Raw genomic sequence first — 24,912 nt, 5'->3', positions numbered from 1 at the left:
GAACCTATGATGCACAAGAATTTTATCTCATCCCTTAGATTCCAAAATGGTTAATCGGGCCATTTCCTTTCCCTAATACCTTATCTTTTCCTTCTGAAATAGCATTATTGACATAACTACAGCCTTTCTTCACAGCGCTTTCTAAACCTTCACCTTTTCCAAGGAAAGTTGCAATACTTGATGATAAGCTACAGCCAGTGCCGTGAGTATTGTTTGTATCTACTCTGGGGTTGTTAATGACTGTTGTTTTGTCTGTCGGAAATTCAAAAAGCACATCGTGCATTTCAGCAGTTTCAAAGTGCCCACCTTTCAGCAAGACAGAAGTTTTAAATTGTGCTCCAATTTCTTTGGCAGTGGCTTCAACGTTATTTTGATCAATAGCATGACCAATCAATAACTCTGCTTCTTTATGATTGGGAGTGATCAATGTAACTTTGGGGAATAGTTGTTTTAAACATTCTATAGCATCTTCTGTAATTAAAATATCTCCAGAAGTCGCCACCATAACAGGATCTAATACAATGTTTCGAATATCATATTCCCTAAGTTTTGTAGCAATTGTTTCAATTACTTCACAAGAATGAAGCATACCAATTTTGATGGCACTAAAATCAATATCACTTAATACCGCTTCTAGTTGCTTTTCTAGATGAGTAACGGGAAGAGCAAAAATATCGGTAACTCCTTGTGTATTTTGAGCTGTTGTCGCTGTAATCACACTAGCAGCATAGGCTCCACAAGCCGAAATACTTTTGATATCGGCTTGGATTCCTGCACAACCACCAGAATCACTTCCTGCAATAGTCAATACACTTTTATAAGTTGTTTTTATACTTTCCATGCTTCTTGTTTGTATGCACTATCCCAAAACATCCATTCCAATTTTGAGGCTTTTTCAAACGCTTCATTCATCTTTTCAATTCTTTCTGGAGAAGCCTTACTTGCTAATTTATTGGTAATATCAATCGCTTGTTTTACTGAGTTGGCAAACTCTTCCCCTCCATAAGTATTGATCCAGTCTTGATATGGATTTTCTCCTTTATTACTTTGATTGGCAAGAATATAATCCCCTACTTCTTTGTAAATTGTAAAACAAGGAAGTACTGCAGCCAGACCTTCTTCTAATGATTTTGTATGTACAATTCTCGAAAGGTAACTGATATATAATTCACAAGTAGGAGAAGCTTGAGTCGTTCTTTGTTCACCTGTTAAGAAGTTCTCATGCAAAGCATCTTCTACATGAATAATCCCTGTTGCAGCACCTAAGAAAAACTGTGTATCCTGATCTTCCTCACATCTGATTCCTGTTTCAGCAAGGATCTTTTTATATTCAGCCAAATAGATAGAATCTTGATTGATATAAAAATTAAAGACTTCTTTCGATAGCTTACCTCCCATTAGATCTTTGATGAAAGGGTGTTGATATATTTCTTGTAAAATATAATCAGTTTTTTCACTGATTACTTCATACCAGTTTGACATAAGATGTTTTTAAGTTTTGGTTGTTTGTTAATTTCATTCTTTGTAAAACTTCTAAAAGTATTTTAAGTTTAGATGTCTCAGCCAAAAATAATTAAAAGTTTCTGGACCTTGTAAAGGTGGAATTAATTTGTATTTGAATAATGGTTCCTCTAAAACAATTCCACAATGAAACTCCTTTATTAATGAGTATTATTGATGACAAAAGCAAAGATAACGTACACCATAGTTAAAACTATGGGTAAGTGATAGATAAAACCTTCAAGACTGAAGTCTTCAAGGTTTCTACGAAGTTAACACTTTAGTGTTAACGGAGTTTATCTTTCTTGCCCATAACTTTAGTTATGGAGCCTGTTAGTAAAGTCTTTTAGTTAAATGATCAAACTGTTTAATCTCTTTTTCATAGCTTACTTTTTCATGTTTGCTCCATTGATTATTGATGTAAGCTCTAGTAGACTTAATAAATCTTGGACTAACAGAAACAGCAAAATATCCAATTCCCCAATGGAATTCCTGTTCAAGTATGTCTTCCTTATTGATGATAAAAGCACTCTTTCCTTTTAGCTTTTGAACTATAGATGATATTGATTTAGAAGTAGGAAGTAGGAAGTAGCAATAGACAATGAATATGATCTTTATATCCATTAATTGAATCGATTTGTATTTCTTCCTCAGTACCAATTTTTTTAATTATTGGAATTACCTTATAGTTAAGAATATGCTTATCAAAGAAGGGTAGTTTATTTTTGGTAGACCAAACTATGTGTATCCATATATTATTATTTGAGTGAGGCATGTTGAACCGTTAAGTTAGCTTATAAGAAAGTGAAGTAAATTAATATGTTTGATATAAAAAACCAACCTGCTTAAATAAGAAGTCAAGTTGACGTTTCATTTAATAACAGTATCGATTTTCAGAAATTCGTATGATAGTCTTAGTATCACATGTACACGGAGTGACCTGTACACAAAATCTAATTCATAGTAGCTGATTCAATATATTCTTTAGGACTTAATCCTGTTTTTTTCTTAAATAATCGGGAGAAATACTGAGGATATTCAAACCCTAATTTATAGGCAGTTTCAGAAATAGAAGCATTGGTTCCGAGGAGTAAATTTTTAGCTTCTTCCACCAAATATAAATTGATTTGATCTACAGCAGTTTTTCCTGTCTCTGTTTTAATGGTATCTCGCATATAACGATGACTGACACCTAATTTGTTGGCCATCCATTCTGCAGTTGGAATCCCATTTTCTTCTAACAAGTTGGATTCGAAATAGTCATCTAAGATGTCTTTAAAACGAGTAAATAAGGCTTTATTGATCTCTTTTCGGTTTAAGAACTGACGTTTATAAAAACGATCGGCATACTTTAATAAAGCCTCTAAATGTGTCAAAATAATATCCTTACTAAACTCATCCTGATTATTTTGATACTCTGTTTCTATGGTCTTAAAGATGGTTTTAATTATATTTTCCTCCTTCGGAGAAAGATGCAATGCCTCATTTACATTATAATTAAAGAAGTTATAATTCTTGATTAGTTTTCTAACATTTGTACCTGATATAAAATCCTCATGAAAGGCTATAAACCAAGACTCAGAACTCACAATAATGTCTTTTATGGTATAGGTTTGATTCGGTGAGGAGAAGAACATTGTTCCCGTTTCGCTATCATATTTTGTTCTTCCATAAATTAACTCTCCTGATACTATATTTTTAAGACTGATAATGTAGAATTGGTTAGTGTAACTCACTTCTGTTTGAGAAGAAACGCAATTCTGGATTTCATCCTCACTTAACACCTTACAACCAACAGTAAAAAGTGGGTTTTCAGGTGCAGGTAAGTCTTGAGCCTTATTGAATTCTGTGATGTTATTGAAAACGATATTTTCCATCTTATTTTTGATTAGCAACAAAAGAGTCTAACTCTATTTTATAATTTTCCAACCTTGATTTTGCGTTACTATCAATAACAGTAAATACAATCATTGTTGCCATTACAGCTACACCAGTCGCTTGCCATACTGGTTTCTGCATAAACATCACCATTAAAGCTCCTAATATAGCAATAGCTGGAAATACTTTAAAAGCAGCTGTCTGGTAAGTAGCGATTGTTTTATCTACTCGCTCTATCTCAGAAGCTACAAAAGAAGAAGCATCTTGTTGATAAGCAGTTTCAAATTCACCAACTCTCGCTTTATTAGAGAAAAACAACCCTAATCCAGATGCTAGAAGAAATATCCCAGCTATCGACACAGGGTAAATAAACGCTCGGGCGAATTCAGTTTTTCCCAACTGCCAAAAACCAAGTCCTGTGATGATAAATAAGATTCCGAAGAGAATGAAAAATGAAATCGAAAATGCTTCCGCTCTTCCCCAATCCGTTGCTGCTTTTAATATATCCATTGTATTACTATTTTAACTTGTATAGAATATGTTTAGAAGTTCCACTTACAATTTGTCTCTTTTTCTGATAAAGTCCATAATTTTGTCATCACTTCTTTGTCCAATGCATGAGGTTCCAATTTACATTCCCCTACAGGGCCTGTCCAATAGTTCATACCTGTAGGACCATAAAAAGCTTTTTGTTTTAAGTTTTCTTCGGTAGCACACATTAGCTCAGGATATGCACCTTTTTCTGCCGATTGTACCAAAGGAGAGGCTGCTAATATTGCCCAAGAAATTCTTGTAATCAGTGGAGCATCTTTTTTAATTAGAGAGGTTTTTGATGCACCAGGGTGACAAACATAAACACCAACATTTTTATTTGCTCTTTTTATATGATCTTGTAACTCATAAGCGAACATCATCTGAGCCAATTTACTTTGAGAATATACTGCGTTGGCCTCATAATTCTTGTCCCAATTCATATCGTCAAATTGAATGGTTTTGATTCCCATTTTATACCCCTCACTAGCCACTACTACAATCCTACCATTTGATGCTTCAATCTTATCAAAAAGTAAGTTATTTAATAAAAAGTGTCCATAATGATTGGTCCCTAACTGACTTTCAAAACCATCTACTGTAATTTCTTGTTTGGCAACTTGAGCCACAGCTGCATTACACATTAAGGCATCAATTTTAGGTATTGTCTTATTGACCGCTTCTGCCGCTTTTCGAACAGAATCTAAGCTTGCCAAATCCATTACGATAAAAGAAACCTTTGCACCTTTACCAAATAGTATTTTTAGGTCATCAATAGCTTTTTCAGATTTGGCTGCACTACGGTTAAGCATCACTACCTCTGCTCCTTTGCTCAGAAGAATTTTTGTTGCTTCAAAACCAGCACCTCCGTTTCCTCCGGTGATTACAAAAGTTTTACCTTCTAAGTTGTTGATTCGTTCTGGAGTCCATCCTTTTTTACCAAATTGATTAGCCATGATTATTTCTATTTAGTTTTCATAAATTTTACCTTACAAAGGTCGCTAGTATTGGGTGTTTTACGCTTAAACATTTTGGCATCTGATGTACACATTTTGGCAAGCAACTAGTTTTTGGGTAATGCAATATAAAAATTGTTCGCAAAAGATTGATTTAAAATACTTTATGCTCTTTAAGTTAATTAATATCACATCTTAAATAGAGAAGTTTTATCAAATTGATGATAAAGTAACACCCTATGCTAAAGGCATATATGAAGTAACTATAATAATTTGATATTGTTATGTAGAAGTCTTATTAAATAGAATGACTTTATATAATAACACGAAGGATATTTATGAAGATAGAATTTAATGTATTGCTCATCTAATATAGTCTGTAAAAATACGTTGGAATAAGGATGAAAGCTACAGACCTATACAACTCAAGAAGTTTTTAGAAGAAAACAATTTCAATTGGGATAAATTTGTGGTCAAATAAAGGAGTATTTTGTATTTCAATTTATAATTGAATCCTTATGCTTTCTGTAATCTCTTTTGTAATAAAATTATCGGCTATTGAAAAAAGCAGCATTTCTGTAAAATAAAGTTCCTTCCGTTCATCATTCCAAAGTTTTTGATGGACGGCTTTGATCAATGTATTCATACAACAATATGCCTCATTTTTAGGAATGTATAATTGTTTGTCTCTATTTGAAATGTATTTTTGTTCGATATGGAATGCATCTTCAATATGGTATTTATCAATATGTTTTAAACGTATAAGTACATCCATATCAAAAGCTTTCATCTTTGAATTCCTGCCTAATGGGATGGGGAAAAATTTTGTCCCAGCATTTCTGGATAAGATCAACCAATTTAATGTATAGGCCACTCTTGCATCATAGATAATGCATTCCTCGGGACACATAAATGAAGCCACTTTTGAGTATGAAGCAATACGTTCAAAAGGCTGTATTCCCTTTTCAATAAAGTTATTGATTAATAGTATAGTCTCTTTTTTCGAAGCTGCTCTTATTCCTCCCCACTTTACAATAATCCACATTGAAAGCTCTTCAAATTTGGTTCTATCACTTATATAATAATTATGGAGTGCATGATGAACGATATTTTTTACTTTAACTTCCCTATTGTATATAGACTGTTGTAGTAGATCCGACAATTCGTCCTTTGATATTAATCCAAAATCTACCAATCCTGATATATCTGCATTCCATAAATAAAGTTGTTCTAATTGGTTTTTGTAAGGTGCTAAAGCGTTAGTTATTGCTGTGATATCGAATTTCATGATAGAATAACAGGAAAAAAAATTGGAATAAAAAAACTACACTATAGTGTTGATCTATAAATTAACTCTTGCCTAACAACCTTTCCATTTTTTCTTTGTGGGATTTAAAAATCTTTACTTTCTCTTTACGCTCCTCTAATAAATCATCTCTTTGAAGTACATACTTTTCATTCTCATCAGGAGGAATTCCGCAAGATAATTTCTTTTCACCATCTACTTCAACAAGACAAGAATTGCAGGTTCCAAACTGACGTAGTGTTTTATAACAAGGAGCTGTAATGCTTAATTTGTGTTTTCTGCATACATCAAGAACTGTTTTGTTCCTTGGTCCTACTTCGTATTCTTTATTGTCGATAGTTATTTTCATATAGATATAAATTTTGGCAATTATACTCGATAAGAATTTAACAACATAAAAAAGGCCATCGACTTTTACATCAATGGCCTTCTATCTATCTTTTTTGATTAGTTGCCTTCACTTGCCGCTTTAAAAGCATTCCAACTTTCGTCAACTTGTACCAATTGATGGTCTTTTTCATACTGTTTATAGGTGGCTAACATTTGATCAAATTTATCTTTCATTTTATCCTCTAATGGCATACTTTCAGATGGATCTTTTACTACATCGTATAGATGCCATTGCCCATCACCAAACATACCTTTTCTTACTTTAATCAGCTTGTAATTCCCTTGCATAATGTAAGCATTACCAAACAGTTCAAAGGCATACCATTGTTTATCATTACGGACTATATCAGATTTTCCATCCAAGAATGGTCTAGCAGAAATTCCTGTGGGTGTGACCACTTTCTTTCCTTTATAAGTATCTCCTGGATGTTGGATACCTGCATAATCTAAAATGGTCATCGGTAGATCTTTCACAGACATCACCACATTACTCATTTGTCCTGCTCTAGAATAATTGTCTTTTGAGGCTCCTGGAGGAACTATTATCATAGGTACTCTTACACCACCTTCACCAATAAACCATTTCCACCAAGACAAACCACCAGTTGCTGCATTGGCCCAAGCTGTACCAATGTAATTTGACGAATTGGCTGTACCAATACCTTCAAAAGAAGTATCATAATTATTGGCAATCCATTGCCCAAACACCTGATTTCCTGTATTAGGGTTTTCAGCTTCCATACCTTCTGGCCCATTGTCAGAAAGATAGACAATTAAAGTATTATCCATCTGTCCAGATTCTTTGAGATAATCTAATATCTGTCCAATACGGTTATCCTGATCTTCAATCTCTGCTGCATAAGTAGCAAATACCTTAGCTTGGTACTCTTTTTCTTTTTGACTTAGCTGAGACCATTTCTTTACCAAATCATTTTCGGGTGCTGGTTGTGCACTATGTGAGATTAACCCTTTCGCTTTTAATCTTTCATAGCGGTATTGTTTTAATCCCTCATACCCTTTTTCTAGATAAAATTTATAATGTTTTTCAACTAATTCTGGTGGCGCTTGAATAGGAAAATGAGCAGTAGTAAAAGCCATCCAAGAGAACCACGGTTTCCCTTCAGCTTTTGCCTCTTTTATAAAATCAATCATTTGTTTTGTGTAAAGCTCTCCAGAATACACTCCTTCAGGTCTATTGTATTTCTCACCATTTAACGTCCAATGTTCCTTAAATTTCTTATGCATAAAATCTGGATCAGAAAAAATTGGAGTCATTCTTAAATCGTTCCAGTGATTGGATCCACCCGATAGGATACCAAACTCTTTGGTAAAACCCCATTCTAATGGAGTGTATCCACCTGCTGCTTCACCCCCTAAATGCCATTTTCCTACTTTCAATACTTCATACCCCTCATCATTAAATAATTGAGATAGTGCAACAGCATTTCTAGTCAGATAACCTTCATATCCCGCTTTTCCTTTAGATGCAGGATAGAAAGAATAATCAAAAGAGCCTAGGCCTACCTCGATATTATTACAACCTGTCATTAACATAGACCTTGTTACTGAACAAACTGGTGAAGCATGAAAATTTGTAAACCTTACTCCCGATTCTGCTAAACGGTGAAAATTGGGGGTTTTGATTTCAGAAGCATACACTCCTAAATCTCCGAAGGCAATATCATCACCTATTAGTATTAGTACATTGGTTTTATCTTTTTTATCGGATGACGTCTCTGTATTGGTAGAGCTTGAGTTACAACCGTACAAAACGGTAGCAATCAGTAATAAACTTAAGATGTGTCTCATTTTTATAGTTAATCTATTGAAGTACGTGTTTTGTACTTTGCTTGGGTTTTAATTATTTATTTATTGAAGTAATCACTAACTAAAATAATGAACTTATTGAGTATAGTTGAAGAAATATCAGGAATGTTGTACATAATATATTTATTATCTAGGTACATCAGCATATAATACAAATTCCATAGTATATTCTAATAGTAGTATTCCACTAAGGAGTAAGGTGTCCTATTCATTATCAGCATATTTCATAGTACTTTCAAAAGATATTATTACAACTATATATCAGTTTCTTTTTGATAAGAGTACATTTTGAAATAAATGCATTAACTTAATTATCGTTTTGATAACAAAGAATAATCTATAATTGATATAACGCAGAAACTACAATGCTAAGAGAAAATTTGCATTTAACTTTAGACAAATGGGGTTCTTTCTTTAATTCCAAAAGAAAAGGAGATTTACTTACTTTTGATAATGAATTAGCGACAGGAAGTATCGAAGTTATAGATTGTAATGAGAAAATGGATCTGATTAAGTTTGATGTTACTTTTCATGAAGACTTCCACCACCCTAGACCAAAAGAAGTAGAAGAAGCTCCATTTATTACCCTTGTTTTTGGTGACCCCTTTTTTGGCGGGAACAAAGTAGATGATAATAATGAAGATCAAGTCATCAATCAATTGAATTATAATTCTGTTGGAGCTTTTTGCTCTAACTCCGATTCAAATTTAGATTGGAAGTATAGAACCAATGAACATATCAAACTATTTATTGTTCGTATCTCAAAAGAATACTTCAACTATTACATCCACCAAGACAAAGGACTAACGGCACTAATGTCTCTCGATAAAGTCTTTTTTGTCTATGAAGAATTTGATAATAAAATGATCTTCTTTTATGATGAGGCATTTTCAATGAAATCGACAGAGATTTTCTATAAAGATCGAATGGAAACCTTAGGAAAAGCCATGCTTAATCGCTTCTTTCTCAATGTATCGATTCGTGAAGATATTACTGAATCCAATACGTATAGCTTTAATATTGAACCTATATTTAAAGCACACCGTTTGTTGGAGTCTACAACAGATAAAATCATCCCACTAGAAGAATTATCTCGAGAAGTAGGTTTAAGTGAAAGCCGTTTGAGGTTCTTATTTAAGCAAGTTTTCGGTATGACAATCACTACATTTCATACCAATGTGAGGTTAGAAAAGGCAAAACGATTATTGAGGGAAAGACAAAAAACCAACCTTATGATCGCAATGGATTTAGGTTTCTCCAGTGCCAGTCATTTTTCTACTGCCTTTAAAAAGAAGTATAAGATCACACCAAAAGAATATCAGACGAATTTATCGTCAAATTCATAAAAAAGAAAAAGGTCATCCATAACATCATAGTTTAGGATGACCTTTATTCATTATATATTAAATTAATTATCTAGCTTCTTCGAATATAAACGAGCCCATTAGAAAACCATTGTTGCTAAACTGCTGCATGACAATCTGGTCCTTTGAAAATAAGTTTTTCTTGTAACTGATCATTACAATCACATGTCCATCTTCACTTCTTTCGGTGTAGATCTTTTCACCATTTTCCTTTTTTTGATACTCGTAGGTATTAATATATTTATTATTTGATTCTTGTCCACTAAGAAATGCCAACTCAATACCCTCTTCTGTTTCTTTTGCTTCGACAGCTAAGTGTTCAAACTGTTCTTTTTCTCTCTGAGTGAATTCTGGATATGCACTCATCTCCGCTACCTCAAATCTTGTTTGAGAAAATGATGTATTGGATAAAGCCAAAAAGAATAATATCGATAAGAGTTGTAATAATTTCATAGGTGAATCTTTTGTTGTTTATACCCTTACTAACGACAATATATTAAAAATCAATCACTTGTTTAAATATTATTAAGAAAACATAAACAGTAAGTGACAATTGAATTTTATTGATGATAAATGGTTATGTATAATGAAAAACGATTATATAGTTGCAACTTGCGACTAATATTTATTAATACTATCTATTAATCCTTATTTTTAATATAGATGTTGTTACTACCTAATAATGAAATTACTCATACGTCAATTTACAGAGAGACCTTTTCTATCTTCGATTACTATCACAGTAAGCGAATTATTTATTAATTACTCTCTCCTATTATTTATCACTCATTTATTTGAAGCTTCTGTTGTAGGAAAATGGTTTTTATTCCTCGCGGTTTACAATGTCTCTATTAATATTAGAGAAGGTGTTTTGTATGCTTCATTAGTCAAGTTTTCTTCTGGAAAAGAAGCAGATGTACAATATTCATCCTTCAAAACCGTATTCGTTAGTTTATTACTTATTGAAGGAATAATTGGTAGTATCATTTTAACGGTCGGTTTATTTAATCTATTCCCTGAAATCAGTAGTTTATTGGTCCTCTACCCTATCTACTCAATCACTAATAATAGTTTAAAATGGATAGAAAACATTCATAAGAGTAATAGACAATTACATAAAACTGTACTGATCAATATATTTACTATCATCTGTTTGGGTCTTCTTTGCTATGGTTTATGGCAACTTCAACAACCAAAATTAGAGGATCTAATATGGGGTTTAAGCGGAATGTATACGGTAGTATTTTTCCTATCACTTTCTACACTTCCCATATTTAAGATCATCAAAAGTAAATTTAACCCTAAGACTTTTAAACAAATTATATTCTATGCTAAACAAGGTACATTAAAAGCGATTTTTGGTACGATAGCATCAAGAATGACATTATTTATTTCGGCTGGATTATTATCATTAGAAGTCACAGCAGTATTAGGATTAGCACAACGATATTTAATAATTATACTCGCTTTAGGGAATTCTATTCAATTGATTTTCTATCCTAAAATTGTGGTCTTGTTTGAAAGCGGTCAGCTCAATAAATTTAAGAATGAATTCAAAAAGACGTTGGTCAGAGTCTACTCTTTAATTCTGCCTTTATCTCTGATTTTCATGATAGTGATTAAACCAATTATTATCTTTTTACATGGAGAAGTCTATGCCGATGCCTACTACTTATTAGTTATTTTAATCTTATCTTCCTTATTTAATCCATTAGGGGCCTTCTTTGGTAGTTATACCAATGCTATTGGCAAACCGCAACATTCTACCAATGTAGTCGTACTCAACAGTTGTATTTTGATCGTTTCTTCTTACTTTTTCATTCACTTTTTTGGTGAATTAGGTACGGTACTTCCCTCTTTATTTACTGAGTTTATTGGTTTTATTTTGATCACTTATTACTTTATAAAAAGAGAAAAGATCAATATAGTCTCATTGATTTACTTCTTGCCAAAATGCTATGCTATCTATTTTAGAAAAGGAAAACAAATGCTTTTTCAATACTCCAATAAATAAAACTCTACCAAATCAGTAGATTTTTATAAAATGATTTGGATTAAATAATTTAATTCCTTTAAATTTGTATCAACATCAAGAATCCTTGAATGGATGCCAACCGAGCACTAGCCACGGTGGTAGAATGGATGTGGTCCAGTAGGATGGACAAAAACGCCTACCTTACCATTCTCCAAAATTTTTCTTGATGTCATGAATTTATGTTTCATCGTAAACGCTATTTTATGACATTTACAGAAGATTTTTATCTTAACAGTATCGAAAAGTTATCATCACTTTCAGATGATGAACTCATCCACTCTTTTAATAAAGAGGTGGGAAATCTTGGATGGACCTCCACAAGAGGTGCTTATCTTTCTGCACTCAATGATGCCATTTCTCAACGGAATTTCAAGGGAACTCCTTTAATTATAAAAGGGGGTAGAATGTCGATAAAACGACATATTTCTCTTAGAAACAACCAGCTTGAGTTAGTTTAATTTTCTTTATTTAACTATTTAAAAAAATACATCATGAGTTTAGCACAAGATATATATATCCAATTTTTAGATCACTTTTCATCACTTACTACAGATGAATTAAAAACCTTGGCTCAATCAGCCAATGAGCAAGCAGTATCACATCATAATCATACGATGGTACTTGCTCTACAAGACGTTTTAAAGGCAAGAGGCGTTTAAGAACAGAAAAGAGGTTGTTAAGTACATTAACAACCTCTTCATTTATATTACTTTTCTTTCTTTAGCTAGAAACACATCACAATAGGCTTCTGCTTTTCTTAGTGCAGACCCCATTGTCCTACAAATATCTTGTGGTATTTTTGGGCGAGCTATAATATTTACACCCTGAACAATTACCTTCCCCACCACATTCGGTATCACTATAAATGATTTTTTTAGAATGTGATCAAATTTTGATTCTGTTTCTCTCAAACTTAAACCGAATGCCACTCTCGACTCTGCACTTAACCATTTTAGAGTAGAGACATCTACAACCATTACCACTTCCATATCAAGAAGGGTAAATATCTTGTTCTTAAGTTGTCTATATTCTGCAATATCTGAAACGTTAGGCTCTTCTTTCGTAACAGTTAGTGTAATTATTGGTAGTTGAGATAAATCAAATTTTGCAGCTTTACAATTATATTCTGTCTTCAATGTCTGATAACGTTTATACGATTTAATATTATAACAGAGCTGTTTGATGAATAGTTCATCAATTTACGACAAAATCTATAAATAGTACAATAATAACACTTTATACAACCAACTTAAAATAAGTCAATAATAAAAAAGAGCCCATTCTCAATAATTGAAAACAGACTCTTGGATAATTCTAATACAAATGTAACCAATTACATATAAATTAGAATCTTATATTTAATTTTCTTTATTAAAGGTTTCCATATCCATTAATCCTTCTCTCTTTGAAATGAAGGTTGCAGCTGAAGATACTCCAAATATATTTGTAGCTGTTCTTCCCATATCTATCAATGAATCTACAGAAAGTACAAATGTTAGGACAATTCCCATAACTTCTGGTGTTATACCCATAATTGTCATTGCTGTTATTGCTGCAAATGAAGCCGTTCCTGGTAATCCTGCAATTCCAAAAGAAGAAATCACAACAGAAATAAACATGGTTATTAAAACACTTGGTGAATAAAGTGCCAAGTTACCTCCCATTGCATTCGTTACCCCCACTGATAGTACGATCATAAATACAGGCCACATTGCTCCACATGCATTCATACCCATTGTTGTTCCCAATGATGCGGCAATATTTGCAGTTTCAGTATCAACACCATTTCTTTCTTCTAAAGAATTAATCGTAACAGGTAAGGTAGCTCCACTAGATTGTGTTGAGAATCCGGTAATGATTGCTGGCATTAAATTCTTCAAATGTTTCACCGGATTCACTCCATTCAACATTTGTACTACTAAATGCATTACAAAGATTAATAGCATAGTGAAATAAGCTACAAAGATAAACTTGGCTAAATCGGAGAATAATGAAGGGCCTTTCTCAGCAACCGCCATTGTCATTAACGCTAATACCCCATAAGGTGTCAGTTTAATAATGGTCATTGTCATAGAATTGATAATGATTTTGGCAGCATCTAATCCTTTAATCACCATTCCCATTTCATTAGGCTTTCTTGAATTCATTCTTCTCACTGCCATACCGATCAGCATTGCTACCAGAAGAGTACCTATAATATTATTATCACTGAAAGCTTGGAATATAGAGGTGGGAATATTTTTAGTAAATCCATAAATCACGTTACCAAGTGATGCATCACTTAGGGCATCAATTCTATTGGCATATCCTTCTGAAATATTTTCTGTTGAAAACTTAGAAACATCGATAATTTTATCAAATCCGAAAATGGACGCGGTTCCTAGAGCAATAGCTGCTGCACTTGTTACAGAAATCACAAAATAGGCAACAATTTTGCCTATCCTCTGTCCTACATTACTATCATTACTTAGATTCACCAATGTATGTGAAATACTAATAAATACGATAGGAACAATCATCAACTTCAGAAAACGAATATATATATTAGACACTGTCCTGATATAATGTTTAAGCTCTTGATAGGCTTCTTGAGGAAGAAAAGCATATAAAGCCCAACCAAATAAAATACCCAGTGCAATGGCTGTAAGATTTCTTTTGTGGAATTTAACCTTCTGATTGGACATATAATTCAGTATCCATAGAAGACCAATAAAAATAATTAATGCTATAAACTCGAACATAATAACTACATAAGTAAGTAGTACTCAAAAAGATATCTAATCACTTTTTAAATACTCTAGTATTTTGATAGAAATTTACACAAAAAATTAGTTTCCCTTCGTCTATCCTTCATTATTTAATAATTGTTTGCAGATAAAATCAATTCATAAAAATGAAACACACCCGATACTTATCATCATTTTCTAGTGATTTACATTACCCAAACGGATCTATATAAGTGTTATATTTACACATATAATAACTAAAAGCCCAACAACCATGGAACCGCACATATATAATTACCTAATTCAAAAAGAACTCCGAAGTATACAGGCTCCAAAAGCAAACGGACTCATAGTATGTATATCTAGAAACTTTGGCGTTCAAGCTAGAAAACCAATAGAAAACCTTATTGACAAATTAAACAAAAATGAAGTAGGATATTCCTTATTAAGAAGACCTTGGAAATTAGTAGACTATACCATTTTACATAATATTGCCAAGGAACTTAAAGTAGGAATTCAAGAACTCAACGAATTTACACCTATTGAACATAAAGGGATCATTGAACAAATGATGTACGGTCTAGATTTTAAAAGAAATAAACTAGACGAAAAACTTTCTGATGCATTAAAAACCGTTATTTATTCATTCTTTGAGAGAGGTAATGTTGTTTTTCTGGGAAGAGGAGCAACAAGTTTTACAGCTGGAATACCTAATGCTATGAATATTAGGGTGCATGCATCTGAAGCCTATCGGATCAGGCAGTACGCAACATCAAACGATCTAGACCTTGGTTATGCAAGAGAACGAGTGAAAAGGAAAGACAAAAAGCGAAAACAATTTCTGAATTATATCTCTCAAACCGTTCCTATACCATTTGATTTGGAAATTGACAGAGAAGAATTATCCGACCTAACATTAACGGAATGTCTTTTCTCATTTGTGCGATCTAAAGAAAACGAACTTTTGCATAATGTTTAATGGTCTTGCACTCTCATACTACTTGTTATGGGAGTGCTTTTTTTATGCCTAGACAATTAGAATTTTCAACATAAACACTATAAAAATGAATACTATACAACATTACCACCTCCTTTCTGAAAGGCAGGTGATCGACCGGTTAGAATCAGATAAACATAAGGGTTTAACTTTAGAAGAAGCTGATAAAAGGTTATGGATTTATGGAGAAAATAAACTTACTCCTCCAAAAGGTGAACCCCCTTGGAAGATATTTCTAAAACAGTTTCAACAACCACTTATATATATTTTAATCGTCGCCGGAATTGGTGTTGGTTTCCTTGGTGAATGGATTGAAATGGGTGTTATTTTAGGAGTTGTCCTTATCAATGCTATCATCGGATATTTTCAGGAAGTTAAAGCATTAAAGGCGATTCAAGCGCTAAGTAAAAACCTTAAAGAACACTGTTTAGTACTAAGAGATGGAAATAAACAATCTATCGATACGCACCAATTAGTTCCTGGTGATATTATTTTCTTAAAAGCGGGAGACCGAGTTCCTGCAGATGTTAGAATATTAGAAGCGAAAGAATTAAAAATCGATGAATCTGCTTTAACAGGAGAATCGCTGCCAACAACAAAAAACTGTGGAACTTTCTTAAAAGAAAAGGGTATTGGAGATCAATCGAATATGGCTTTCTCTACTACCCTAGTTACTTTCGGAACTGCGACCGCCTTAGTAGTTGCAACTGCAGACCAAACAGAAATTGGAAAGATTAATAAGTTAATTGCTCATGCAGATGTATTGGTCACACCACTAACAGAAAAAATTGAATACTTCAGTAAAATTCTTCTTTGGATAATTCTTGGTTTAGCCAGTATTGCCATACTCTCAGGGCTATACAGAGGACATTCCATTGTCAATGTACTAATGGAAGGAGTAGCTTTGGCTGTTGGAGCAATTCCTGAAGGTTTACCTGCTGTTGTTACGATTACCTTAGCCATCGGGGTTTCTAGGATGGCCAAAAGAAAAGCTATTATTCGAAAGTTACCTGCAGTAGAAACTTTAGGAAGCACTACAGTAATATGTTCTGATAAAACAGGAACACTCACACAAAATGAGATGACTGTTCAGAAAATAATGGCTGCCCATACAGTTTATTCACTCTCAGGTGTAGGATATTCCCCTTTTGGAGAAATCAGTTTAGATGATAAAAAAGTAGATGTACATTGTTCAAAAGCTTTATTTGAAACTCTCTTAGCTGGAGTACTTTGTAACGCTTCAAACCTTATTCAGGAAAAAGGTACTTGGAAAATTGAAGGTGATCCAACAGAAGGAGCATTAATTACTTCAGGGATAAAATGTGGAATTCCCCTTCATCAAGTAAGAAAAAGTTATTCTCTTATTGATGAAATTCCTTTTGAATCTGAATACCAATATATGGCTTCCTTATATCAAAATGGCAATAGTCAGATAATCTATATTAAAGGCTCTCCTGAAAAGTTACTTCCAAGATGTAAAAACATATTAGATCAAAATGGGAAGACTTCATCTATTGAACATGATAAAATTCAGAAGAAATTAGTTTTGTTTGCTAAAGATGGGTTGAGAGTTCTTGCTTTTTGTAAAAAAGAGGTCCTTAAAAAAAGAGATATAGACCATGAAGATGTGGATACCGACCTGACCTTTTTAGGATTTCAAGCAATGATAGATCCGCCTAGACCTGAAGCAATCTCTGCTGTAGAAGTGTGTCATCAAGCAGGTATTGAGGTGAAAATGATTACTGGTGACCATCAGATTACAGCAACTTCAATTGCACATCAATTGGGGATCATCAATAATAATGATGCATCTTTTAGTATCACAGGAGAAGAATTAAAAGACCTCAATCAAAAAGAATTATCGGAGATTATCGATGATAAACAAGTCTTCGCAAGAGTCAATCCTCATCAAAAACTCATACTAATCAAAGCTTTGCAAGAGAAAAACAATATTGTTGCAATGACGGGTGATGGAGTGAATGACGCTCCCGCTTTAAGACAAGCAAATATTGGTATTGCAATGGGACTAAGTGGTACGGAAGTCGCCAAAGAAACTTCCGATATGATTCTTACCGATGATAACTTCTCCACTATCAAAGATGCTATTGAAGAAGGAAGGAACGTATTTGACAATCTAATTAAATTTATTATCTGGACGATTCCTACCAATGTAACTGAAGGCCTTGTTATTTTAGTTGCTTCTTTACTCGGCTTGATGTTACCGATAACACCACTTCAGATTTTATGGATTAATATGTCAACGGCCATATTTTTAGGTGCAACCTTAGCTTTTGAAAAGCAAGAAATTAGTTGCATGAATAGACCTCCTCAGCCTCCGAATACACCAATTCTTACGCATCAGATGCTTTTTAGAATTACTTGGGTCAGCCTCTATTTAGTTGCATCTATATATTTCCTATTTGACATGCTTATGGATCAAGGAATTCAAGAAGAAAAAGCTCGAACTATTTGTGTCAATTTGATTGTATTTGGAGAGTTATTCTATCTATTCAATACCCGATCGTTAAGACATTCTGTATTCAAAATAGGCTTTTTCAGTAATCCTTGTCTTATCGGTGGTGTAATTATTATGATATTACTTCAGTTAATTTTCACCTACTCCCCTGCCATTAATTCTATTTTTGGTAGTACGCCTATCACTCCTTACGACTGGGCTTGGATTATCGGTTTATCCGCCGTTCTTTATTTATTAGTGGAACTTGAAAAAGGAATTAGAAGATTAAAATATTAGCAGTTGGTACGAAAAACATCATTTGTCACATATTTATATGTTTGACTTTTGATGTTTTTTACTAATTTTAAGAGACTACTTTCATTAAAACACACCAACATGTTCAAGAAGCAACTATTTATTCTTATACCTTTATATTTTTTCATCAGTTCTATCTATGCACAATCCAATAAGATTGTATTTTTTGATAGCCTTTTTAACAAAACAGAAAATATTACTGAAGCATCATTTATGCAGAGAATTCAATATGATGCGAAAAAGGAGTTATATCTCAATAACATCAATAATTTTAAAAAAGGGTATAAATATTCTTCTTTTTACTCTTCAGACAGTATAGGTTTAGTAAAAGAAGGAAAGTACAAACAATGGCATAAGAATGGGAACCTTGCCTTTGATGGAGAAATTCTAAACCGAAGAAAATATGGACCTTGTAAAACGTACTATGAAAATGGGAAATTAATGGATCTGACTGCTTACCCTTTAGTGGAGTTAGGTAAGGGTAAATTAGTAGAGTTTTACGATCCCAATGGTAAACAACTGATTACTAACGGAAATGGCCCTTTTATAAAGTATTGGGAGGACAATACTGAAATGGTTAAAGTAAAAGGACAGTATAAAGACGGCTATAAAATAGGACAATGGATAGGTTATGATAGCCTAGGGAATATCACTTTTGAAGAAGTATGGAAGAACAAGAAGCTGGTAAAAGGTATTAGATATACGGAGAACAATCAACAGAAAGAATATACTCGATTATATGAAAAACCTAAGCCGGTGATGGGCATGTCCGCTTTAAATAATCTCATCATGAAAAATATCGTTTACCCTCCAAATGCAATTAATAAACAATTGATGGGTTATGTGAGGCTAAGTTTTAAAATTGATGATGAAGGGAATACCAAAAACGTAAAAATTCAAAATTCATCCAACACAATATTCGAAAATGAAGCCCTTAGAGTATTTAATCACATTCAACCAAAATGGGAAAAGGGGTTGTTTAGAGGTAAAATTCAAGAAGATAAACTAGTTCGGTATGTTGTCTACTTCCAATATGCTTTCGAAAGAAAATACTATGATTTTGAGTTAAATACTCCTTACCTCCTCACTAAAAATATGTACCCAACATATACTAGAGAAGTAGCCTATTATCAAGGCACTGTATCTAAAATTGGAGAGAAATATAATCATAGCATATCTTACCTTTCAACAGGTCAATTGCATAAAGAATATTCTACGAAAGACCTTAAAGGATATAAGAAAGATGGTTTATACCAAGAATTTTACCCTAATGGTAGAGTGAAAAAAGAAGGGCACTTTGTAGATAGAAAGAAAGATGGATTATGGACTTATTACGATAACTCTGGTAATAAGGTATTAGATATCCCAGAGAATAAAACGTTTAGTAAGAAGAGAAAGTTTGAGAATTATTCAAGCAACAACGATCTTGATGTAAAGGAAATTTTGAATCTAGGTATTGCTGATTCTATTCAATCTAAACTAAATGACTTCCCATACGTCTACCATTTCACAAGCTACCATTCTCCTTTAACAAAGAAGTTGAAAAGAAGCCGTTATTCAGAATATCGACATATCATTAATAAAAGTGGTGAACTCTCTCAGTATACTAAAGAAGGGCAATATTTATTAAAGGATGGCAATGGAATATTAAACTTTTATGATGAAAAATCTGGCTTGGTCATTTTTGGTGATTTTAATAAAATTTGGAATGAAGATCATCTAATTGTTGTGGATACAAGTCAACATGATATTCCTGATTACGAGGAGGATATTTTCTTTCGTGGAAAATTTTATAAAAATAAAGAATATATAAAGTTTACTTCTAGCAGTGAAGCAACTCAACGTATCATTGATCAAAATTATAAACAAGATCCTGTATTGATATTCAATATATCTTCTATCGATAAAGAAGACGGTATGTCACTTTTTATGGATCATTTCTTTAACCCTCTCATTCGTTTTGCTTTGTATGAAGAAGTCTATGTGAGAAAAAATGAAAGACAACCCAATGGCGAAAAGTTTGATTATTGTATTTCTGTCAATCAAGATCAAGAATATTCCTTAACACTTTTAAATGATCAAGGGAGTGAAATTTTACCTCTACTTTCAAAGCATCTGAATCAATCGAATTATCAGCAACTCTTTAAAAATTTAATAGATAGCTTACTTGGAGATTTACCAGAATTTGAAGCATCTGTCAATAATTTTAAAACATTATCATCTTCTATAGACATTCCAATTGCCTATGATCAAGTACGATAAGGATAAAAATGATGGAATAAAAAAATGTCACACTGAGAATAAATTCAGTGTGACATTTTAGATCTTCGTAAACTGTATGCATTCTAACAGAACGAATACTAAAAGATTTATATTTTTTTAATAATTCAATCTAGTTAATTCATTTTGAGAACAATCCAATTGCCAACAAGATGGTCTTAATTGTTCACGATGAAATAACACTCCTTCGTTTCCAACGATATTCAAAGCTTTTCCAGTCTCACAACCTTCCATAATTTTTTGGCGGTAGGATACTCTATATATCGATCGTTCATTATGTTCGATTAGTATATAATCACAACGATACATGGTTTTGTTACCATCTATTATTTCCTCTACATAACATTTTGTGTCTCCGGTAAACTCAACCCTAAGGTTTTGTACACCGTCTACCTCATATACTCCCACTGGGAAATGACTTGTCACCAATCCATTATTAGCACATGAAATCGTTAGTAGGGCAAAGGATAATAAGATAAAAAATTGTTTCATTTAATAAAATAGTGTCTGTATAATCAAAATTGGTGCTTTTAAATTAACGAAAAATGATGAATAATTGATACGTTTTAAGATTTAATAAATGTCATTTTTCATTAGAAATCAAACAATTAATCTAATTCACTATCTATAATCAATCTAAAAAAGTATCGGTATGATGAGGTAATTTGATACCTTGCATATCACAGAAGATCACTTGTATCTGCAACAAAAAGGAGTTTTACGTGTTAAGTTTACCTTGATGAAACGTTTCGTTCTCTGAAGCATCAAAAATAAAATTACTCAGCATCAAGAGTTAAAGAAAAAATTCAAAAAAAATTCTCTTAATATAAATGTTTTGATGCTAACTTTGGAGACAGTTCGTATCCACTATTTCATATAAATATAAAATGAGACTCACTTTTTGGGGAGCAGCACAGCAAGTAACTGGAAGTATGGCCTTGTTAACTTTAGACGATGGCTATCAAATTTTGATTGATTGTGGTATAGATATGGCCAACCTTTCTGAGGCTGATCCACTCTACCCCAATTCGGCTTTTCCATTTGATGTTTCTTTGGTCAATTTGGTAGTGGTAACCCATGCACATTTAGATCACTCCGGTAAATTACCGAATTTATATAAGGAAGGATACGAAGGACAAATTCTTTGTACGTCTGCAACAGCATCACTTACACAAATTTTGCTAGAGGACTCTGCGCGTATTAATCAGAGAAAACTTAAGGCTTACAATAAGAAAAAATCTAAAGGACAATCTGTAGAACAATACTCTTTTATTCCAGAAAACCTTTATACTGAAAGTGATGTATCTGCCACTATGCAAGAGGTAGTACCTATCCAATTTAGTAGACGATTTAATATTAAGCCCGGAGTATGGGTAACTTTCTTGCCTGCGGGACACTTATTGGGTGCTGCACATGTTTATCTAGAGATTGACGATAATGGGGAAAGAAAAACCTTTTTATTCTCTGGTGATATTGGACGTCAAGATTATCCACTATTAAATGATCCGAGTGAAGTTCCTGAAGCAGATTATGTAGTTTGTGAAACTACTTACGGTAACCGTGAACACTCTCAAATAAGTGATTCTACTAAAGATCTTCAAGACGTTATTCAACGTACTTGTGTGGATATGCCTGGGCGCTTGATCATTCCAGCATTTAGTATTGGTAGAACACAAGCCGTATTGTTTGAGCTACACAAACTTTTTGTTGAAGGTAAATTGCCTCCAATAAAAATATTTGCAGATAGCCCATTGGCGATGCAAAGTAATCGTATCTATGAAAACTCAAAGCACCTTTTAAATAAAGAAGCGAAAGATTTTATGGAGGATTATGATAGTCTTTTCAATTTTGAAAATATAGAATACCTTCAGAAACAAAATGATAGTAAGGCTATTTCAAATTATAACGAGCCTTGTATTATCATTTCTTCTTCTGGTATGTTAGAAGGAGGACGTATTCAACATCATATTCAAGCTAATATGGGGAACCCTTATGCTACTGTCTTGATGGTTGGTTTCTCAGCAGAAGGTACTTTGGGAGCTAGACTCCGCGACAATGAAGGGTCACTTCGTATTGGTTCAGAAGAACATACTATTCATTGTAAAATCGAACAAACAGATTCTTTTAGTGGACATGGTGATGTCAAAGATCTTGAACACTTTATCACTCAACAAGACAAAAATAAAGTGAAGCAGATCTTCTTAAACCACGGTGAAGAAGAATCTATGGAAGCGTTTAAAAATAGAATTGAGGCTCTAGGATACAATAATGTTGTTATTCCTAATAAGGGCCATGAATTTATTGTATAAATGAAAAGAGTCACTTTAATTGGAGCCGGTAAAGTTGCTTCACATTTGGGACTAGCATTAGAAGATCAAGGAATTGTAATTGAAGAAGTATACAGTCGAGATCTAAGAAATGCCAAACGTTTGGCAAGACAGTTTTATGATGCTCGTCCGACAGATCAATTAAACTTTTCGAACAGTATTGCAGAAGTCTTTCTGATTGCTGTTACCGATAATGTTATTGATGAAATTGCAAGAAATATCATTCTTCCAAATAGAAAAGCGATATTAGCACATACCTCTGGAGCCACACCCATGGAAGTTCTCGCAGAGGCCACACCCTCAATTGGTGTATTCTATCCTTTGCAAACCTTTTCACATGACAAAACAGTAGATTTTAAAGAGGTTCCTATTTGTATTGACGGTACTTCTGAGAAAACATTAGATGTCTTAGCTGAAATTGCGGTAAAATTAACACCAAAGGTGTATCACTTAAATAGTGAAGAAAGAAAAAAATTACATATCTCTGCGGTCTTTGCCTGTAATTTTACAAACCACTTATTAGAAATGTCATCACAACTAGCGGAACATGCTGGTATGAAACTTTCTGATCTTAAACATCTAGTCGATGAAACCATAGAAAAAGCATTTGCTTTACCTTCACCGAAAGATGGGCAAACTGGTCCTGCCATTAGAAGAGATTATAAAACAATCAAAAGGCATCAAAAAGAATTAGAAAAGGAATTTCCAGAGATGCTTACCACATACAATGTACTTTCGGATTCCATTATGGAACAGGAAGGCAGGTATAAAACTGCAGAACAAATAAGAGAAGAGATTATCGAAGAACATCAACGTAAAAATGATGACCTTGACAATGAACATTTTGATGACTTCGATTTATAGATATAAATAAAAAGCCCTAGAGTTCTTCTAGGGCTTTTTTTAATATTCTTGCAATTCCAAAGGCAAACTTTCTTTTTCACTTTGTAAATGTAAAACACGCTGAGGAAAAGGGATCTCAATATCATTTTGATCTAATGCTATTTTACAAGCCTCTAGGGTTTCAAATCTGAAATCCCAGTAATCGTTAACGGAAACAAAAGCTCTTACTTCTAGATCTACCGAACTTTCTCCAAGGTTTGTTACCACTACTGCAGGTAAACCATCTTGTTTGATAATTCTTTTATCTCTGTTTAAGACATCCATCAATACTCTTCGAGCTTCCTTGATATTTGCCCCGTATGAAATTCCTATGGGCAAGTCTACTCTCGATAAATCCTCAGAAGAAAAGTTTTTAATTACACCACCTGCCAGTCCACCATTGGGAAGAAATACTTGTCGCATTCTTGGAGTTCTGATAGTTGTAGAGAAAAGGCCTATTTCAATAACATTTCCTAAATGTCCATTAGCTTCTATAAGATCTCCTTTTTTAAAGGGACGTAATGTTAGCAGTAATGCACCTCCTGCAATATTGGCTAAAGACCCTTGTAATGCCAAACCAATCGCTAAACCAGCCGATCCTAACATTGCGACAAACGATGTTGTCTCTACTCCTGCCATATCTATCGCCCCGATAAATATGATCACTTTTAAGGCGATATTTGTTAAGGAAGTAATAAAATCGATTAGAGAGTGATTTGTAGATTTCTTCTTGATCTGAACCTTGATCAATTTCGTTAATTTATTACCGATATAGTTACCAATAATTAGGAACATAATCCCTTGTCCCAATTGCAAACCATAACGCGAAAATAATCGAATGAGGTCATCTTGATACTGAGTAATCTCTTCCATGATAATAGTGTAGTTTTATAATTAATGTTTTTGATTTAATAGATAAAATTTACGGTGCTAACTATTTTCAGGATGTCTCATTAATGAAGGTTATACACTAAAAAAATAAAAAAACTTTCAATGAATTTTAACGGAGGATTTATTATTGATCTAGGTTAATTTTTCTACCCAATTATGTGATCTAGATTCTACCTAACAAGAATTAATGAAAGCATTGAAATCGATGAATATTTCAGAATTTTATCACCTAACTAAATAAATTACTGTTTT

24 protein-coding genes and 1 riboswitch are annotated in these 24,912 nt (G+C 33.2%); of the genes, 9 read left to right on the top strand and 15 right to left on the bottom strand.

Features of this window, described 5'->3' with window-relative positions:
* Nucleotides 1-34 precede the first annotated feature (34 nt).
* The 10 genes from thiD to HGP29_RS21260 form a co-directional block, all read right to left on the bottom strand.
* Nucleotides 35-841, bottom strand: coding sequence for a bifunctional hydroxymethylpyrimidine kinase/phosphomethylpyrimidine kinase (gene thiD, locus HGP29_RS21305; protein WP_168884460.1), 807 nt, complete (start codon nt 839-841; stop codon nt 35-37).
* Entirely contained in the window at nt 829-1,482 is a 654-nt protein-coding gene (tenA, locus tag HGP29_RS21300) for a thiaminase II (RefSeq protein ID WP_168884459.1), read from the bottom strand. The genes thiD and tenA overlap by 13 nt, the downstream gene beginning before the upstream one ends.
* A gap of 351 nt (nt 1,483-1,833) precedes the next feature.
* Nucleotides 1,834-2,124, bottom strand: coding sequence for a transposase (locus HGP29_RS21295; RefSeq protein WP_168884458.1), 291 nt, complete (start codon nt 2,122-2,124; stop codon nt 1,834-1,836).
* Nucleotides 2,069-2,275 carry a transposase gene (locus tag HGP29_RS29130; protein WP_168884457.1) on the bottom strand — a complete coding sequence of 69 codons (207 nt, stop codon included), beginning with the start codon at nt 2,273-2,275 and terminating at the stop codon, nt 2,069-2,071. The genes HGP29_RS21295 and HGP29_RS29130 overlap by 56 nt, the downstream gene beginning before the upstream one ends.
* 178 nt (nt 2,276-2,453) lie before the next feature.
* Nucleotides 2,454-3,377 (bottom strand): helix-turn-helix domain-containing protein, encoded by a 924-nt coding sequence (locus HGP29_RS21285; protein WP_168884456.1) that lies wholly within the window; start codon nt 3,375-3,377, stop codon nt 2,454-2,456.
* Nucleotide 3,378: 1 nt separating this feature from the next.
* A complete protein-coding gene (locus HGP29_RS21280) occupies nt 3,379-3,888 on the bottom strand; it encodes a hypothetical protein (protein ID WP_168884455.1) in 510 nt (169 codons plus the stop codon).
* A gap of 32 nt (nt 3,889-3,920) precedes the next feature.
* Nucleotides 3,921-4,865 (bottom strand): SDR family oxidoreductase, encoded by a 945-nt coding sequence (locus HGP29_RS21275; RefSeq protein ID WP_211093365.1) that lies wholly within the window; start codon nt 4,863-4,865, stop codon nt 3,921-3,923.
* 502 nt (nt 4,866-5,367) lie between these two features.
* The gene (locus HGP29_RS21270) at nt 5,368-6,153 is read right to left on the bottom strand and encodes a hypothetical protein (RefSeq protein WP_168884454.1); all 786 of its coding nucleotides are present in this window, start codon (nt 6,151-6,153) and stop codon (nt 5,368-5,370) included.
* 61 nt (nt 6,154-6,214) lie between these two features.
* The gene (locus tag HGP29_RS21265; RefSeq protein ID WP_168884453.1) at nt 6,215-6,520 is read right to left on the bottom strand and encodes a 2Fe-2S iron-sulfur cluster-binding protein; all 306 of its coding nucleotides are present in this window, start codon (nt 6,518-6,520) and stop codon (nt 6,215-6,217) included.
* Nucleotides 6,521-6,618: 98 nt separating this feature from the next.
* Nucleotides 6,619-8,370, bottom strand: a complete 1,752-nt coding sequence (locus HGP29_RS21260) for a sulfatase-like hydrolase/transferase (protein ID WP_168884452.1) — start codon at nt 8,368-8,370, stop codon at nt 6,619-6,621.
* A gap of 383 nt (nt 8,371-8,753) precedes the next feature.
* On the opposite strand from HGP29_RS21260, the gene HGP29_RS21255 reads away from it, so the two are divergent.
* The gene (locus tag HGP29_RS21255; RefSeq protein WP_168884451.1) at nt 8,754-9,734 is read left to right on the top strand and encodes a helix-turn-helix domain-containing protein; all 981 of its coding nucleotides are present in this window, start codon (nt 8,754-8,756) and stop codon (nt 9,732-9,734) included.
* A 66-nt stretch (nt 9,735-9,800) separates the two neighbouring features.
* On the opposite strand, the gene HGP29_RS21250 is transcribed toward HGP29_RS21255, so the two are convergent.
* Nucleotides 9,801-10,205: a hypothetical protein gene (locus HGP29_RS21250; protein ID WP_168884450.1), complete on the bottom strand. Its 405-nt coding sequence runs from the start codon at nt 10,203-10,205 to the stop codon at nt 9,801-9,803.
* Nucleotides 10,206-10,434: 229 nt separating this feature from the next.
* On the opposite strand from HGP29_RS21250, the gene HGP29_RS21245 reads away from it, so the two are divergent.
* From HGP29_RS21245 to HGP29_RS21235, 3 genes are all read left to right on the top strand, one after another.
* Nucleotides 10,435-11,766, top strand: coding sequence for an MATE family efflux transporter (locus HGP29_RS21245; protein ID WP_168884449.1), 1,332 nt, complete (start codon nt 10,435-10,437; stop codon nt 11,764-11,766).
* Nucleotides 11,767-11,833: 67 nt separating this feature from the next.
* Nucleotides 11,834-11,931: riboswitch (SAM-I-IV-variant riboswitch) on the top strand.
* Between the two features lie 59 nt (nt 11,932-11,990).
* On the top strand, nt 11,991-12,245 hold the full coding sequence (locus HGP29_RS21240; RefSeq protein WP_168884448.1) for a hypothetical protein: 255 nt from the start codon (nt 11,991-11,993) through the stop codon (nt 12,243-12,245).
* 33 nt (nt 12,246-12,278) lie between these two features.
* Nucleotides 12,279-12,446 carry a hypothetical protein gene (locus HGP29_RS21235; RefSeq protein ID WP_168884447.1) on the top strand — a complete coding sequence of 56 codons (168 nt, stop codon included), beginning with the start codon at nt 12,279-12,281 and terminating at the stop codon, nt 12,444-12,446.
* 42 nt (nt 12,447-12,488) lie between these two features.
* Here the strand turns inward: HGP29_RS21235 and HGP29_RS21230 are convergent, their stop codons facing one another.
* Both HGP29_RS21230 and HGP29_RS21225 read right to left on the bottom strand, forming a co-directional pair.
* A complete protein-coding gene (locus tag HGP29_RS21230; RefSeq protein WP_168884446.1) occupies nt 12,489-12,923 on the bottom strand; it encodes a hypothetical protein in 435 nt (144 codons plus the stop codon).
* Nucleotides 12,924-13,145: 222 nt separating this feature from the next.
* Entirely contained in the window at nt 13,146-14,471 is a 1,326-nt protein-coding gene (locus tag HGP29_RS21225) for a dicarboxylate/amino acid:cation symporter (protein WP_211093364.1), read from the bottom strand.
* Nucleotides 14,472-14,787: 316 nt separating this feature from the next.
* On the opposite strand from HGP29_RS21225, the gene HGP29_RS21220 reads away from it, so the two are divergent.
* The 3 genes from HGP29_RS21220 to HGP29_RS21210 all read left to right on the top strand — a co-directional run bounded on the left by HGP29_RS21220 (nt 14,788) and on the right by HGP29_RS21210 (nt 20,542).
* On the top strand, nt 14,788-15,492 hold the full coding sequence (locus HGP29_RS21220; protein ID WP_168884444.1) for a cytidylate kinase family protein: 705 nt from the start codon (nt 14,788-14,790) through the stop codon (nt 15,490-15,492).
* An 85-nt stretch (nt 15,493-15,577) separates the two neighbouring features.
* On the top strand, nt 15,578-18,262 hold the full coding sequence (locus HGP29_RS21215; protein ID WP_168884443.1) for a cation-translocating P-type ATPase: 2,685 nt from the start codon (nt 15,578-15,580) through the stop codon (nt 18,260-18,262).
* Between the two features lie 99 nt (nt 18,263-18,361).
* The gene (locus HGP29_RS21210; RefSeq protein WP_168884442.1) at nt 18,362-20,542 is read left to right on the top strand and encodes a TonB family protein; all 2,181 of its coding nucleotides are present in this window, start codon (nt 18,362-18,364) and stop codon (nt 20,540-20,542) included.
* A gap of 117 nt (nt 20,543-20,659) precedes the next feature.
* Here the strand turns inward: HGP29_RS21210 and HGP29_RS21205 are convergent, their stop codons facing one another.
* Complete coding sequence (locus HGP29_RS21205) at nt 20,660-21,052, bottom strand: hypothetical protein (RefSeq protein WP_168884441.1); 393 nt, start codon at nt 21,050-21,052, stop codon at nt 20,660-20,662.
* 395 nt (nt 21,053-21,447) lie between these two features.
* On the opposite strand from HGP29_RS21205, the gene HGP29_RS21200 reads away from it, so the two are divergent.
* Both HGP29_RS21200 and HGP29_RS21195 read left to right on the top strand, forming a co-directional pair.
* Entirely contained in the window at nt 21,448-22,869 is a 1,422-nt protein-coding gene (locus HGP29_RS21200; RefSeq protein ID WP_168884440.1) for an MBL fold metallo-hydrolase RNA specificity domain-containing protein, read from the top strand.
* The gene (locus HGP29_RS21195; RefSeq protein ID WP_168884439.1) at nt 22,870-23,751 is read left to right on the top strand and encodes a Rossmann-like and DUF2520 domain-containing protein; all 882 of its coding nucleotides are present in this window, start codon (nt 22,870-22,872) and stop codon (nt 23,749-23,751) included.
* 39 nt (nt 23,752-23,790) lie between these two features.
* Here HGP29_RS21195 and HGP29_RS21190 read toward each other — a convergent pair whose 3' ends face one another.
* The gene (locus HGP29_RS21190; protein ID WP_168884438.1) at nt 23,791-24,642 is read right to left on the bottom strand and encodes a mechanosensitive ion channel family protein; all 852 of its coding nucleotides are present in this window, start codon (nt 24,640-24,642) and stop codon (nt 23,791-23,793) included.
* Nucleotides 24,643-24,912 lie beyond the last annotated feature (270 nt).

The sequence above is a fragment of the Flammeovirga agarivorans genome, assembly GCF_012641475.1.
In the GTDB taxonomy this organism is placed as follows: Bacteria; Bacteroidota; Bacteroidia; order Cytophagales; family Flammeovirgaceae; genus Flammeovirga; species Flammeovirga agarivorans.
This window is presented reverse-complemented; position numbering and strand designations above follow the sequence as displayed.